The organism is Demequina flava (assembly GCF_000975035.1).
GTDB classification, from domain to species: domain Bacteria; phylum Actinomycetota; class Actinomycetes; order Actinomycetales; family Demequinaceae; genus Demequina; species Demequina flava.
In genome coordinates, this window is record NZ_BBRA01000001.1 from 1,431,389 (window position 1) to 1,446,141 (window position 14,753).

Here is a 14,753-nt window from a genome sequence, read left to right on the forward strand (position 1 = left end):
CACTATGTCGACGCACGGCACCGCTAAAACGTTGGGTCTCACCGTGCCGCGATTTCTATAGTCCCTTACAGTGGCCTTAATCCTGGTAGGAGGCACAAAGGCGTGCCTGCTACGTGAGCGTCGTCAAGGAGGACGGATGCACACGCTGGTCAGCACAGAAGTTGAGGTGGGGTCTAACAACCTCCTCATCGTGGGTGTCATCGCGGCCATTGCGGTTGCGGCCCTCATATTTTCCTTCGCCCTTCGACAACAAGTCTTGAAGGCTCCCGACGGCAGCGAACGCATGCGCGATATCGCCGGCGCGGTGCAAGAAGGGGCATCGGCATACCTGAGCCGACAGTTCCGCACGTTGGTGCTGTTCGCCGTCGTCGTCTTCGCTTTGCTGTTTTTGCTTCCTGGCGATGCGGGCGTTCGCGTGGGACGGTCGGTCTTCTTCCTTCTGGGCGCGGGCTTCTCCGCGGCGATCGGCTACATGGGGATGTGGCTGGCGGTGCGGGCGAATGTGCGCGTGGCAACGGCGGCGACCAAGCCCGGTGGTCGGGCCGAGGGCGCGCGCATTGCATTCCGGACCGGCGGTGCTGTGGGGATGTCGGTGGTCGGCCTAGGACTGCTCGGCGCCTCCGCCGTGGTGCTGTTCTACCGGGGTGATGCGGCGGCGGTGCTTGAGGGATTCGGCTTTGGCGCAGCCTTGCTCGCAATGTTCATGCGCGTGGGAGGCGGAATCTTCACCAAGGCGGCAGATGTTGGGGCTGACTTGGTCGGCAAGGTCGAGCAGCATATTCCTGAGGACGATCCGCGCAATGCCGCGACGATTGCGGACAATGTGGGAGACAACGTCGGCGACTGTGCCGGCATGGCAGCCGACCTGTTCGAGTCCTATGCCGTGACGCTGGTCGCGGCGCTGATCCTTGGCAAGGCGGCGATGGGAGAGCAGGGCCTGGTCTTCCCGCTCATCGTGACGGCCGTCGGCGCGTTCGTGGCGGCCATCGGTGTGTTCATCACGAAGGTGCGCAAGGGAGAGTCCGGCCTGGCGGCGATCAACCGTGGCTTCTACTCCGCGGCCGCCATTGGCGCGGTCCTGTCCGCCATTGCCGCGTTCGTCTACCTGCCCGACTCCTTTGCAGAGTTCACCGGTTCCACCATCGAGAACGAGACCGGCGACCCGCGCATCATGGCGACCGTCGCGGTCTTTGTCGGAATCGGCCTGGCCGGCGCCATCTTGTGGCTGACCGGATTCTTCACCGACACCGCAAAGAAGCCGACGAAGCGGGTGGCAGCCACCTCCAAGACTGGAGCTGCGACGGTGGTTCTATCCGGCATCGGCCTGGGACTCGAGTCCGCCGTCTACACCGCAACCGTGATTGCGGGAGCCATCGTGGTGCTGTTCTTCGTGGCGGGCGGGTCGGTCGCGATGGCGCTGTTCTTGGTGGCGCTCGCGGGCTGCGGACTACTGACCACGGTGGGCGTGATCGTGGCGATGGATACGTTCGGTCCTGTCAGCGACAACGCGCAGGGCATCGCAGAGATGAGCGGCGAGGTCGACGAAGAGGCGGCGCAGATCCTGACCGACCTCGACGCGGTTGGCAACACGACGAAGGCCGTGACGAAGGGCATCGCGATTGCGACCGCGGTCCTCGCGGCGACGGCGCTGTTCGGGTCCTACTCCGACGCTGTCGCGAAGGCGATGCTCGAGGCTGGCAGCGCGGTGGCCGACTTCTCCTATGAGGTCATCAACCCGCTCACGCTCGTCGGCATCATCATCGGTGGCGCAACGGTCTTCCTGTTCTCCGGGCTCGCGATCGACGCCGTGACCCGCGCTGCCGGCGCCATCGTGTACGAGGTCCGCCGCCAGTTCCGCGAGAACCCCGGCATCATGACCGGCGAGGTCCGTCCCGAGTACGGCCGCGTGGTCGACATCTGTACTCGTGACTCGTTGCGCGAGCTCGCGACTCCGGGTTTGTTGGCCGCGATGGCTCCGGTGTTTGTGGGCTTTGCGCTCGGGCCGGGCGCGCTCGCTGGATTCCTCGCAGGGTCGATCGGTACGGGTGTGCTGATGGCCGTGTTCCTGTCCAACTCCGGCGGTGCGTGGGACAACGCCAAGAAGATCGTCGAGGACGGCCACCACGGCGGTAAGAATTCCCCGGCGCACGAGGCGACCGTCATCGGTGACACCATCGGCGACCCCTTCAAGGACACCGCCGGCCCGGCGATTAACCCGCTGATCAAGGTGATGAACCTGGTGGCGCTGCTGATCGCTCCCGCGGTCGTGATGGTGACGTACGGCGACGGTGCCAACGACGCACTGCGCTGGGGCATCGCCATCGTCGCGGGAGCCATCGCCGTGGTGACGGTCGGCATCTCTTCACGCCGGGCGCACGCGGCCGGCATTGAGGACGAGGCGGACGAGGTGGCTGCAGAAGCGCAGTAGGGCGCATAGCCGTCTGACTGATGCGCTCACATGGAGCGCGAGCCGCCATCGACAAGCGTTCGTGGCGGTTGGTGCTCCATTTAGGGCACGGCACATGCGTACTGGTGGGCACCGGCGCCGGCTGCGGGGCACGGGCGAAGGCGACACCCACGGGTCACAGTGTGGCCACAAGTTTCCGGTACGCAACGTCCCGGACACACAGCGCGTCCATACTTTCGGTGTGATGGCACGCAAAGGAGCCCTCGCCGGCGGCATTGTCGGCGCGCTCGTGGTGGTTGAAGCCACGTCCGGAGTCCTGCAGGGGTACTACACGCCTCTGTTCACCGATATCGCTCGGCATCTCGGCATTAACGATGCGGATATCAACTGGTTCGAGGCTGCGCAGCTGCTGCTGAGCGCCATCGTGGTGCCGGTGCTCGCGCGCCTGGGCGACATGATTGGCCACCGCAAGGTGCTCATCGCCTCGCTGATCATCACGATGATCGCCAGCTACCTGATCGCGTTTGCGCCAAGCTTCCCGCTCTTCGTGGCTGCTTGGGCGCTCCAAGGCTTCTACGTGGTGTGGCTCCCACTGAATGTCGCCATCATCTTCTGGCGCGCTCGTCAACAACCCGACACCGCCGCGCTGACCCGCAAGGGCGCCGGCGTGATTGTGGTGGCGCTCCAAGCAGGCGCAATTGGCGGCGCACTGCTGGGCGGCCAGGCCGGCGCCATCCTGCCCCTGTGGGGCGCGCTCCTGGTCCCCGCCGTCATGGTGACCATCGCGCTGCTCGTCGTCCTCTTCAAGGTTCCTGACACGGGTGTGCGCGGCGGCGGCACCATCGACTCGTTCGGTACCTCAGTCCTCACCATCGCACTGCTGGCCATCATGGGCGGCCTGTCGCTGGTCCGTCTGGATGGCATCACCCTGTGGGTCGTTGGCATGGTCGCCATCGGTATCGCATTGCTGTTCGTCTTCGTGAAGGTCGAGCAGCGCCAGGAGCACCCGCTCGTCGACATGGAGATGATGCGCAACCCCGCGCTGTGGCCCGTCATCGTGACCTCCACCCTGTTCGGCGTGAGCGTCCTGGGAGCCCAGGGCCCGCTGTCGACCTTCGCCCGCACCGACCCGGATGCGGTCGGCTACGGACTCGGCCTGAACTCCGCGACCGCCTCGTACCTCATTGGCGCTTACGTCTTCTCGCTGCTCATTGGAGCGGGACTCTTTGCGCGCATCTCCGCCCGGTTCAGTCCGCGCAGCGTGCTGATTGGAGCCTCGTCTCTAGTCTCGATCGGCTACCTCGCTCTTATCCCGTTCCACGACAACGTGACGCAGGTCGTCGCGTGCATGGTCGTGGCCGGTCTGGGGTCGGGCGCGCTCGTCGCAGCCCTCCCGGCAGCAGCGGCCGCCGCCGCGCCGCCCGAACACACCGGCGTCGCCACCGGCCTGACCAACACGACCAAAACCATCGGTGGAGCCTTCGCGTCCTCCGCGTTCGCACTCGCGCTCGCGAGCGGTGCCACAGTCGCGCTCGACGGCACCGAGTCCACCGCCGGGTCCATGTCCGGCTACATCGGCGTGTGGGCCATCTGCGGCGGCACGGCGATCGTGGCCACGATCTTCCTCTTCGTCGTCCCCAAGGTCGCATTCAGCGGCAGCGGCGATACGTTGGTGGCGGAAGCGGGCATTGATCTGCAGGCGGATCCGGCCGATGCTGCGGAGACTCCCGCATCCACGCCCAGCCCCGTACGTGAGGAGAGGGAGCAATGAAGCGCAAGCGAGCATCGGCCCGACAAACACCCCCGGCCCCGAGCGAGCGCGCCCGGCGCATCGCCGAGCATCTAGCCACCGTGGTCCGCATCCCCACGATCGCTCCCGATAGTCCCCGCGCCCTCACCGACGAGGAAGAGGAGACGTTCGCCAGCCACCGCGCAGCGCTGCGCGACCTCTATCCGGGAGTCTTCGCGGCCGCTGAGACCGAACAGGTGGGCCGTGCCGGTCTGCTCATGCGTGTGCCCGGCGCTACCTCTGAGCGACCCATCGTGCTGATGGCGCACCAGGATGTGGTGCCGGTGCCCGAGGAGTGGGAGGCCGAGGGCTGGGAGCACGCACCCTTTGACGGCGTGATCGCGGAGGGGCGCGTGCACGGTCGCGGCACGTTGGATGACAAGGGCGCGCTCATCGTGTTGCTTGAGGCGCTTGAGGAACTGCTCGCCGAGGGATGGAGTCCCGCGCGTGACGTGTGGCTGCTGTTTGGCGGGGACGAGGAACAGCACGGTGCATCCGCAGTGGAGGCCGTCGCCTTGCTTGAGGAGCGCGGGGTGGAGCCGTGGTTCGTGCTCGACGAGGGCGGCGCCGTGGCAAGCGGAGCTTTCCCGGGGCTCACGACCCCGATGGCCGCGATCGGTGCGTCCGAGAAGGGCATCCTGACGCTCGAACTGATTGTGGAGGGGCTCGGCGGGCACGCCTCGATGCCGCCGCGCCAGTCCGCGCCGGGAATCCTCGCCCGCGCCCTGACTGAGGTAGAGGACAACCCCTTCCCGGTGTCGATGCACGACATTTCTGTGGAGATGTTTGAGGGCGTTGCGCCTCATTTGAAGGGGCCGATGCGCGCGGTGCTCAGCCGCGCCGAGCGCCTTCGCGGACCACTCGCCCGGGTGCTTCCGCGCTTGGGAGCGGAGCTCGCTGCAATGGTGCGCACCACGGCCGCGATCACGATGCTCGAGGGTTCTCCCGCGCAGAACGTCTTGGCTACGCGAGCGAAGGCGACGCTCAACTGCCGTATCGCTGTGGGCTCGACTGTCGCCGAGACGGTCGCGCACCTCGAGGAGGCAATCGACGACGAGCGCGTGAAGGTGCTGATCGTTGAAAGTTCAGAGCCGTCGCCCGTGTCGCCTACCGGTGATGATGTGCGCTGGACGGCGCTTGTTGACGCAGTGGGCGCTTCCTACCCGGATGCGGTCACGGTGCCGTACGTGATGATGGCGGCGTCCGATGCTCGGCACGTCGCGCGCATTGCGCCGGCGGTCTATCGGTTCTCGCCATTGGCGATGGATAAGAAGCAGCGTGAGGCTATCCACGGCCCCAACGAGAACGTCGAGATCGCCTCGTTGGAGCGCGGCGTCGACTTCTATCGCGCGTTGCTCACCGGGCCTGTTCTGGCCTGACCGCGGACACCGAGGCGGATAACCTGAACGACGTGAACGCCACGCCTCCGCACCTCACCCCTGAAGCCGCGAGCCAATTGCGCGACGATCTCGACGGGTGGACTGTCGACACGGTCCAGGACACGCTCGGTGAGCGCGCGATGCGCGCCTTTGGACGGGAGCAGCTTCTGCCTGCCACGATCGCTGCCCGGGCGGCGGGGCGTGAACGCATCGCGATCCTCAGCAGGCTCTTCATTCTGGGCGATGCAGTGCCGCGAGAGGACGTCGATGCAGCGCTCCCCACCCTCGGTACCGACGGCGCGCTCGCGACCGGATTGGTCGAAGCATCCGGCGACGCCGCAACCGACGAGATCCGCGCCCTCGTCGACCTACGCCCCACGAGCGCGACAACGGAGGACGGTGAGCTGACGTGGTGGGTTGCCCACGACCAGGGCGAGTCCATCACGGGTCGCGCGGTGCGCGAGGATCACGTGCTGGGGGTGGGCGGAGCATCGTCCACGCTCGCCTCGATCACGATGCGCACGCCTGTGGGCCGCACCTTGGACCTGGGCACTGGCTGCGGCATCCAGGCGCTTCACGCCTCCCAGCACTCTCAGCAGGTCGTCGCGACCGATATCTCCCGCCGTGCGACGGCATTCGCGGCCTTCAACGAGGCTCTCAATCAGCCCCCGGGCGCCGCCTGGGACATCCGCGAGGGCAGTCTGCTCGAACCGGTAGCGGGGGAGCAGTTCGACCTCATCGTCTCCAACCCGCCCTTCGTTATCAGCCCGCCCGGCACACCGCAGTTCGAGTACCGCGACGGAGGCCTGGAGTGGGATGGCGTGGTTGCGGCACTTGCGACGGGCGTTGGCGCGCACCTCAACCCCGGCGGCGTCGCTCAGTTCCTCGGCAACTGGCTGATTCGCGACGACTGGACTGAGCGTTGGGAACAGTGGCTCGACGCCTCCGAGGTGCCGCTGGACGCCTGGGTGATCCAGCGGGATGTCCTGGACCCCGCCGAGTACGCCGAGACCTGGCTACGCGACGCCGGGATCACCCGCGAGCGCGACGAGGCCCGTTTCTACGCCGCGTACGAGGCGTACCTCGCTGGATTCGATGCTGAGGGGGTGGAGGGCATCGGTTTTGGTGCGGTCCTGCTTAGACGGCCGATGCTCGGGTCGCCAACCCTGCGGCGTCTCGAAGAGCACGAGGGTGCCTTGCAGTCGCCGCTAGGCCCGCACTTGATCGACGTCCTGGCCGCAAGCGACTGGTTGGCGGGAGCGAGCGATCAGGAGGTTCTCGACACCGCCTTCACCGTGGCACCCGACGTCACCAAGGAAACCTACGGCCGCCCCCTGCAGCATGAGCCCGAGCACATTCTCATCCGCCAGGGAGGCGGGCTTGGCCGCTCCATTAAGGCCGACACCGCCCTCGCGGGACTCGTCGGTGCATGCGACGGCGAGCTCACCGCTGGCCAGATCGCGCATGCGCTCGCGGCATTGCTAGACGTACCGCCAGGCGAGATGATCGGCGGGCTGGTGCCAGCGGTTCGCGACCTCGTCCGGGACGGATTCCTGACGCGCTAACGGAACCCCAGCATCGGCCCTAGGAGCCGGCGGCGAGGCCCTCGACCAGGACTTCGAACTCACCTGGGCGCGTCACCAGGAACGGGCGCCCGGGAACCCCAGGTCGGTAGGGCGCGCCGTCGTCGATGTAGCGGGCTTCAAACCCGGCAGCGATACAGATTGCGGCGCCGGGGGCGTGGTCCCACGGCTTGGCGCGGGAGTACAGCAGGAAGTCGACGTCTCCGTTGAGCAGGTCCCAGTAGTCCCACCCTGCGCACATGCGCGGTTCTGTCGCGCCGCCCAGGTTCGGCAGCATAGCCTCGACCTGCTCGCGCAGGCCATCGGGTGTGAAGCGGGTGACGACCATGCCGCGCAGGGCATTGAGCGGCCGCACCGGACCCTTGGAAGCATGCAGCGGGCGGGACAAGCCCTGCAGGTTGGTGACCTGCGCACCGCCACCAATGACGCCGTCGATCATGTCGCCGGTCTCCGGGTGCAAGATCCAGCCCGCGTGCGGATTTCCGTTCAGGACGTGAGCGACCATGACCGCGTAGTCCTCGCGGCCGTGGGCAAAGTTCCAGGTGCCGTCCACGGGGTCGACTGTCCACGCCGCATCCGCGTCCGCCAAGATATCGGGGAGCGCGGGGTTGTCGGCGGTGGCCTCCTCGCCCACAACGGGGATGTCCTCGATCTCCTGGAGCAGGGGAGTGATGGCTCGCTCGGCCTCGACATCCGCGATCGTGACTAGGTCGCTAGGACCTTCCTTGGTGTTGATCTGGCTGTCGGTGAGGGCGCGGAACCGGGGACGAATGTGCTCGTCGGCGATGGTGCGCATGAGCGGTGAAACGGCGTCGGTCGTCATGCTTCCATCGTGTCACGTCCACCTGGCGGCAGGGTGAACACGGACGGCCTCAGAAGCTCTCCGGCCTACGGCCGGCCCACTAGTCCCGCTGGACACCGCGATTTCCCTATGTATTCTGTGAGCGTCTCGGCCGTACCGATCTGGCAGGCCGCAACCCCACTTTTACCCGAAGGCAGGACACCCATATGGCCCACAAGCTCGTCATCGTCGAGTCGCCCACCAAGGCAGGCACGATCGGCGGCTACCTGGGAGACGACTATGAGGTGCTGTCTTCTGTGGGACACATCCGTGACATCCCCGAGCCCAAGGAGATGCCTGCCGAGGTCAAGAAGGGACCGTTCGGCAAGTACGGCGTCAACATCGAGGGCGACTTCGAGCCGTACTACCAGGTGTCGCCCCGGGCCAAGAAGACTGTCGCCGAGATTAAGCGACGCCTGAAGGATGCCGACGAGCTCTACCTCGCAACAGATGAAGACCGCGAGGGAGAGGCCATCGCGTGGCACCTGCTCGAGGTCCTGAAGCCCAAGGTCCCCGTGAAGCGCCTGGCCTTCCACGAGATCACCCGCGAAGGTATTGAGCGTGCTTTGGCCGCTCCCCGCGAGGTCGACATGGAGATGGTCGAGGCGCAGGAGACGCGTCGCATCTTGGACCGCCTGTACGGCTGGGACATGTCCGACGTCATGCGCCGCAAGGTGGGACAGGGCTCCTCTGCGGGCCGTGTCCAGTCCGTTGCGCTGCGCCTTGTCGTGGACCGCGAGCGGGAGCGTATGGCGTTCCAGGTCGCTGAGTATTGGGACCTCACCGCCCGCTTCACTGCCACGCAGGGGGCCGATGCTGGGGTTTCCTTTGTCTCTCGCCTCGCCAAGGTTGACGGCAAGCGCGTCGCCTCGGGTAAGGACTTCGACGACCGCGGCGTGCTGACGACAGACAAGGCGCACCACGTCACCGCTGGAGAGGCTGGAGCGCTCGCTGCGGGGCTGGCCAATGCCGACTTCTCGGTGCAGGACGTCACGTCCAAGCCGTACAAGAAGCGCCCGGCCGCGCCCTTCATTACGTCTTCGCTGATCCAGGAGGCCTCGCGCAAGCTGGGCCTCGGAGCCCGCCAGGCGATGTCCGTGGCTCAGGGTCTGTACCAGCAGGGTTTCATCACCTATATGCGTTCGGACTCACCAGCGCTGTCCGCTGAGGCGACCAAGGCCGCACGTTCGCAGGCCATTGAACTGTTTGGCTCCGACGCCGTGCCGACGTCGCCCCGTGTGTACTCTTCCGGCGACTCGAACGCCCAGGAGGCACACGAGGCGATCCGCCCCGCAGGTGACAAGTTCCGCACCCCGGAATCGTTGCGCGCCCAGCTTCGCGGCGACGAGTTCCGTATGTACGAGATGATCTGGAAGCGCACCTTGGCTTCGCAGATGGCCGATGCTGTGGGTACGACGTCGACGATCACTATCGGGGCAAAGTCCTCGGCTGGGCATGCGGTGGAGTTCACCAAGTCCGGCACCATCCTCACCGCGCCCGGCTTCCGTGCCCTCTACATCGAGTCCACGGAAAAGGCCCGCTACGAGGACGAGGACGGCAAGCAGCCCGCCGACGGTGACTCGCGCCTGCCGCAGGTCACCAAGGGCGACGGCATGGATGCCTCCGAGCTCGAGCCGCTGACTCACACCACGAACCCGCCGCCGCGCTTCACGCAGGGCTCCATGATTAAGGAGCTCGAGGACCGCAAGCTCGGCCGTCCGTCGACCTACGCGGCGACCGTGGACGTCATCATCGACCGCGGCTACGTCCGCGTCGACAAGCGCGTGCTGGTTCCGACCTGGCTCGCCTTCAATATCATCACGCTGCTGGAGACGCACTTCCCGACGCTCGTGGACTACGGCTTCACGGCAGAGATGGAAGCCGGGCTGGACTCGATCGCCTCCGGCTCGCGATCCATGCGCGACTGGCTGCAGGAGTTCTACTTTGGCGGCGCCGACGCTCAGCAGGAGGGCTTGCGCGAGCTGCTCGACAACATGGGTGAGATCAACGCTCGCGCCGTCAACACCTTCGAGATCGGCGACGGCATCACCGCGCACAACGGCCGCTACGGCCCGTTCGTGGAGCGCGTGGTCGACGAGGAGAAGCAGACCGCATCGATTCCCGAAGAATTGCCGCCAGGCGACCTCACGGTTGCCAAGGCGGAGGAGTTGCTGTCGAACCAGGGTGGCGACGAGCGCATCCTGGGTGAGCACCCTGCCCTGGGAACCACGATTGTCGCGAAGGCCGGCCGCTTCGGCCCCTACGTGACGGAGCAGCTGCCCGAGGACGCCAAGGGCAAGCCCAAGACCGCCTCGTTGTTCAAGAGCATGGACCTCGAGACTGTGTCGCTTGAGGACGCCGTGCGCCTGATGTCGCTGCCGCGCGTTGTGGGCGAAGACCCCGAGTCCGGTGAATCCATCACCGCGCAGAATGGTCGCTACGGCCCGTACCTGAAGAAGGGTACGGACTCGCGCACGATTGAGTCCGAAGAGCAGCTGCTGTCGATCACGCTCGACGAGGCGCTTGCGATCTATGCGCAGCCCAAGCGCGGTCGTGGTCGCACGGCGAAGCCGCCGCTGAAGGAGTTCGGCGCAGACCCCGTTTCCGGCAAGCCTGTGGTCGTCAAGGACGGCCGCTTTGGTCCCTACGTCACGGACGGCGAGGTCAACGCGACGATCCCGAAGTCCGAGGATGTCGAGGCTCTGACTGAGGAGCGGGCTTTCGAGCTCATCGCTGACAAGCGCGCCAAGGGTCCCGCCAAGAAGAAGACCACGCGTAAGCCGGCGGCCAAGAAGCCCGCCGCGAAGAAGCCTGCTGCGAAGAAGGCTGCGCCCAAGAAGAAGTAGCCCGAGTCGACGCGCGGTTCCCGGACGGAACTTGCGCGCCCCCGGTGGTGTGTCCTTAGGATGCGTTCACAAGGGGGTGCCGTGTGAGTGACCGACAGGTGCTGATCGAGGACGTGCTCGATGAGGCTGGGGCGCGTCTAGGCGCGTTCGGATGGTTGCTCACCGGGTCTGAGGATGATGCCGCGCAGTTGGTGCGTGACGGGCTCACATCGGCGTTCGGCGTCCTGCGGCCCCCTCGGAGCGTTGACGTAGCTGAGCAGGCAGCCCGTGCGCAGATGGGGCGCCTCGCCGCACGCCATTGTCGGAAATCCGAGAATGAGGATTCTGAAGCGCCGCCTGCGGAACCCTCGTCCGATGGCGAACCGCGCACGGTCGCGTCCGGGGAGGCCTCCGATGTTCCCAGCGCGCCCCTGACCGAGAATGTCGAACCGTCCACGTCATCAGCTGACGAAGACCCGTGGGCTGCCTGGGCGCCGCCGTCCGCGGACTCGGCGGCAACGGACGTTTCCGTGCCGAACGACCCGGAGGCACCGACGGTCGAACCCGCCGCCGCCATCGCGTACCCGGAGGTTGCCGAGGCTCCCTCCCCAGAGGCGCCGTCCCCAGAGGCAAGGGATGGCGTGAACCCGGCCCTGGCATCGGCCCTATCCACGATGGAAGCGCGCGTGCGCGTCGCCGTGGTGTTGGCGGAAGTCGAGGGAATGGCTCCAGAGCGTATTGCGCGCTCGATGCGTTGCCCGACCCGTCGGGTCGAGGCTGATATTGCGCACGGGCGCTCGGTGCTGGCCCCCGTGTTGGGGTTGCCTCCGGATGACGTGGAATTTGTCGACGTTGTGGGTGGCCCGCGCCGATGAGTGAGCTGGGTGACGCGCTCGGATCCCATGCCACGGAGCACGGTGATGTGGTCCGGCATGGGCTTGCTCCGGAAGTGGCGGGGGACGTCGCTCGCGACGCGGTGCGACGGCGCGGGCGACGCCTGGTGACGGGGACGAGTGCTGCGCTCGTCGCTGTGGTCGCTGCCGGCGGCACAGCGTGGGCCCTTGCGCCCGAGCCGCCGGTTCCCGCCATGCAGGTGGCCGATGCGGTGGTCGCGGATGTCCCGCCCATTCCATCTGACTTCCGCGGGGAGACGTGCTCGAACGTTCGCCCGGACCCCTACGTGCCGTGGGCAGCTCAGGGCGTGACGATCTCTTCCGAGGACGTGCGGGAGATGGGGCTCGAGGTGACTGCGCGCCTGTTTGAGATCGACCCGTCGGACGGCAGCGAGGACGCCGTTGAGGTGGACCCCGGAACGGCGATCGTGTTCGACGAGTCCGGCAGTTTCGAGGTGATCCCGGACATTGCGGGGGTGGAGTTCGACATCTCGTGGCGCGGTGAGGCCCTGTACCAAGTGGACGCCACCGCGATCCTTGTGTCAGGCGAGCGGGTGATGACGCCGCTGTCCTCGTGGGAGGCGGGCATCTTGGACGCAGACAGCGGGCCGACGTTCCCCGCGGAGTCCACGTACGACCCTCAAACAGACACATCCCGTGCCGTGCGGACCTCGATCATGCAAACCGGAATCTGTGGCTACGGCTCTTCCCAGACCGCGCGACCCATCCCGCCCGGGCCGGCATCGGTCCACACCCTGGTGCAGATCAAGGACGAGGCGGGAGTGCCGCTCGCGACGTGGGTCGACTCCAACGGAATTGACGGCACAACGGTCGACTTTGACACCCCGCCGGACGCCTCACCCGTGCGTACCGCGGAGCCCGTGCCGGATGAGGAGCGGGAAACAGTCCTGGCAGAGCGTGCGGAACTGGAGCCGGTTCCGTCAGGGGAGGCCGTGCTCCGGGATCTGATCGCGCAGGAAGGCGAGCCATTGGGTGAGGCTCAGCAGGGACTTGTGCGCCAAGCCATCTGCCCGGCCCCGGACTCCATGCTCCTCGAGGAGCCCGTCTACGAGGTGACGGACTTTGCGGTCGCGGACGGCGTCACGCTACTGCCTCCACTGCCGTCTGAGGTGCCTTTCGGAGCTGTCGACGGCGGGACTGTGACGATCGAGGAAGGTGCGCGCAGCTCGGGGATCTCGGCGCAGGCGCGCGTTTTCTTCCTCGATTCCACGGGGGCCATCGCGGGGCTGACCAACGCTGTGTTCACCGGCCGCGGCTACGGAGGAACCTGGGAGTTCGTGGACTGGGAGCCATGCGACGACGTCTCCGGCCTGGTGGCAGGAGAGGCGTACACCGTTGTGGGCCAAACGCAGGTGTGGGACGAGCGATGGGTGCCGACCGATCTGCCGCAACCCGCAGTGTGGGACATCGCAGCCCGCGAGGTCATGGGGACGGTGACGCTGGTCGACGCCGGGGCAGCAGATGAGTGATCTGGGTGACGCGCTGTGGCGCGAGGCAGAGGCGCGGGCTGATGCGTCTGGTGACCGCGTTGGGAATGCGGCCGGGGTTGCGGACGCCGCCCGCCGTGCACGCGGGCGCCGGGTGCGCGGCGCGGGCGCGATGGGGCTGGTCGGGGTCGTGGCTGTGGGCGCGGGCGCGTGGATGCTGGCGCCCGAGCCTCCGCTACCCGCCATGCAGGTCGCTGATGGCGTGGTGTCCGCGGATGTGCCACCCGTGCCTCCGGACTTTCGAGGACTCACCTGCTACGAGGAGGGATTCGAGCCCTACGTTCCGTGGGCCGAGCCGGGGGTGACGATCGCGTCCGCGGAAGTGCAGGATCTCGGCATCCACGTTGACGCCACGCCGTACCTGCTCGAGTGGGGCGATAACGAGGTGGATGCGGAGGAGTTGGAGCCAGGCGGAGTCGTGAATCTCGCCGTGCCGGAGGATCTGATTGAGCGTCCCGAGCTTCTTGCGGTCCAGTTCGACGTGAGTTGGGATTCAGACGCGCTCTACCAGGTCGCCGCGACGGCGTTCGTGACGGCTGGCGAGCGCGTGGTCTCGGAGATGGGGGGCTGGGACGCCGAGGGGTGGTGGGGTGGTGACCGCCCCGACTTTCTCGCTGAGGCTGCGGCGCAAGACGGAATGTCGTCTGTGTCGCTCACATCGGTCCCAGATCATGTGTCGTGCGCAGTGAATATTTCTGGCGACTTTGATGATCAAGCCGACGTCCCAGTGCCAGCCGGGCAACTCGAGTTACACACGCTGGTCCAGATTAAGTCGGAGGACGGCGAGCCCCTGGCGACCTTTGTCGATGCAGTGGGCCTGGACGGCACGTCGGTCCAGTACGGCGACGGCGCGCCCGAGGACCCCATGGTGTTAGACCCGATTGAGCCCAGCGAACTCGAGTATGAGGCGCTACAGCGGAGCATGCTGGAGCCGGTGGCGTCGTTCGACGCGGCGCTGCGCGATGCGCTGGAGGCCGACGGTGAGCCGCTGCGCGAGGCGGGCGTGGGATTCGTCGGGGGCCAGTACTACCAATGCGCGCGTCCGGGCGGGCGCCTCCTTGACGAACCCATACTGCCGTTCGCTGGCGACGACGCTAGCGAGCGAAGGTCGCTCGTTGGTGTACTCCCCGCCGCACTGCCGCTTGACGAACTCAAGAACCAACGCGTCATGGAAATTGAGGTGCCGGAGTCCAGCGAGGTGATCACCGGATCCATGGATGCGCAATTGGTGTTTCTAGATCAGGACGGAGTCGCGGTCGCGAGCCACAACGTCTTCTACGGCAACACGGGCAACGCTGCGACGCTCGACTTCGAGCACTGGAGCGATTGCGCCGATATTGCCGCGCTCGAGGTAGGCGAGACGTATGGTGTCGTGGCGATGCTCGGCGATCTGGGGCTCTCCGCCCTGGATGACGACATCCGCGAAGCGTATGAGAGTGGATCTGCGGGTGCGATCACGAGGGTGGAGTACGTCGGCGAGGTGACGTTCGAGTAGTCGCCCGGATTTGTCGCAGGTTCCACCAAGCCC

The 14,753-nt window shown here is 66.7% G+C and carries 9 protein-coding genes; 8 read left to right on the forward strand and 1 reads right to left on the reverse strand.

Features of this window, described 5'->3' with window-relative positions; translation table 11 throughout:
- Positions 1-136: 136 nt before the first annotated feature.
- The 4 genes from AOP74_RS06750 (at position 137) to AOP74_RS06765 (ending at position 7,140) form a co-directional block, all read left to right on the forward strand.
- Complete coding sequence (locus AOP74_RS06750) at positions 137-2,428, forward strand: sodium-translocating pyrophosphatase (RefSeq protein WP_061961539.1); 2,292 nt, start codon at positions 137-139, stop codon at positions 2,426-2,428.
- Positions 2,429-2,651: 223 nt separating this feature from the next.
- Entirely contained in the window at positions 2,652-4,178 is a 1,527-nt protein-coding gene (locus tag AOP74_RS06755; RefSeq protein WP_082096069.1) for an MFS transporter, read from the forward strand.
- Positions 4,175-5,575: a M20/M25/M40 family metallo-hydrolase gene (locus tag AOP74_RS06760; RefSeq protein WP_061961540.1), complete on the forward strand. Its 1,401-nt coding sequence runs from the start codon at positions 4,175-4,177 to the stop codon at positions 5,573-5,575. Before AOP74_RS06755 ends, AOP74_RS06760 begins: the two co-directional genes overlap by 4 nt.
- Positions 5,576-5,607: 32 nt before the next feature.
- Positions 5,608-7,140, forward strand: a complete 1,533-nt coding sequence (locus tag AOP74_RS06765; RefSeq protein WP_061961541.1) for a DUF7059 domain-containing protein — start codon at positions 5,608-5,610, stop codon at positions 7,138-7,140.
- A gap of 19 nt (positions 7,141-7,159) precedes the next feature.
- Here the strand turns inward: AOP74_RS06765 and AOP74_RS06770 are convergent, their stop codons facing one another.
- Positions 7,160-7,981, reverse strand: coding sequence for an inositol monophosphatase family protein (locus AOP74_RS06770; protein WP_061961542.1), 822 nt, complete (start codon positions 7,979-7,981; stop codon positions 7,160-7,162).
- 185 nt (positions 7,982-8,166) lie between these two features.
- On the opposite strand from AOP74_RS06770, the gene topA reads away from it, so the two are divergent.
- The 4 genes from topA to AOP74_RS06790 all read left to right on the forward strand — a co-directional run bounded on the left by topA (position 8,167) and on the right by AOP74_RS06790 (position 14,720).
- Positions 8,167-10,845 carry a type I DNA topoisomerase gene (gene topA, locus AOP74_RS06775; RefSeq protein WP_061961543.1) on the forward strand — a complete coding sequence of 893 codons (2,679 nt, stop codon included), beginning with the start codon at positions 8,167-8,169 and terminating at the stop codon, positions 10,843-10,845.
- Between the two features lie 83 nt (positions 10,846-10,928).
- Entirely contained in the window at positions 10,929-11,699 is a 771-nt protein-coding gene (locus AOP74_RS06780; protein ID WP_152649208.1) for a hypothetical protein, read from the forward strand.
- Positions 11,696-13,207, forward strand: a complete 1,512-nt coding sequence (locus AOP74_RS06785) for a hypothetical protein (protein WP_061961545.1) — start codon at positions 11,696-11,698, stop codon at positions 13,205-13,207. Before AOP74_RS06780 ends, AOP74_RS06785 begins: the two co-directional genes overlap by 4 nt.
- A complete protein-coding gene (locus AOP74_RS06790) occupies positions 13,200-14,720 on the forward strand; it encodes a hypothetical protein (protein ID WP_061961546.1) in 1,521 nt (506 codons plus the stop codon). The genes AOP74_RS06785 and AOP74_RS06790 overlap by 8 nt, the downstream gene beginning before the upstream one ends.
- The last annotated feature ends 33 nt before the right edge of the window (positions 14,721-14,753 follow it).

Coding starts and splice junctions, on each gene's coding strand:
- AOP74_RS06770 (WP_061961542.1), bottom strand. CDS start 7,981: ATGACGACCGACGCCGTTTCACCGCTCATGCGCACCATCGCCGACGAG.
- topA (WP_061961543.1), top strand. CDS start 8,167: ATGGCCCACAAGCTCGTCATCGTCGAGTCGCCCACCAAGGCAGGCACG.
- AOP74_RS06755 (WP_082096069.1), top strand. CDS start 2,652: ATGGCACGCAAAGGAGCCCTCGCCGGCGGCATTGTCGGCGCGCTCGTG.
- AOP74_RS06785 (WP_061961545.1), top strand. CDS start 11,696: ATGAGTGAGCTGGGTGACGCGCTCGGATCCCATGCCACGGAGCACGGT.
- AOP74_RS06790 (WP_061961546.1), top strand. CDS start 13,200: ATGAGTGATCTGGGTGACGCGCTGTGGCGCGAGGCAGAGGCGCGGGCT.
- AOP74_RS06760 (WP_061961540.1), top strand. CDS start 4,175: ATGAAGCGCAAGCGAGCATCGGCCCGACAAACACCCCCGGCCCCGAGC.
- AOP74_RS06750 (WP_061961539.1), top strand. CDS start 137: ATGCACACGCTGGTCAGCACAGAAGTTGAGGTGGGGTCTAACAACCTC.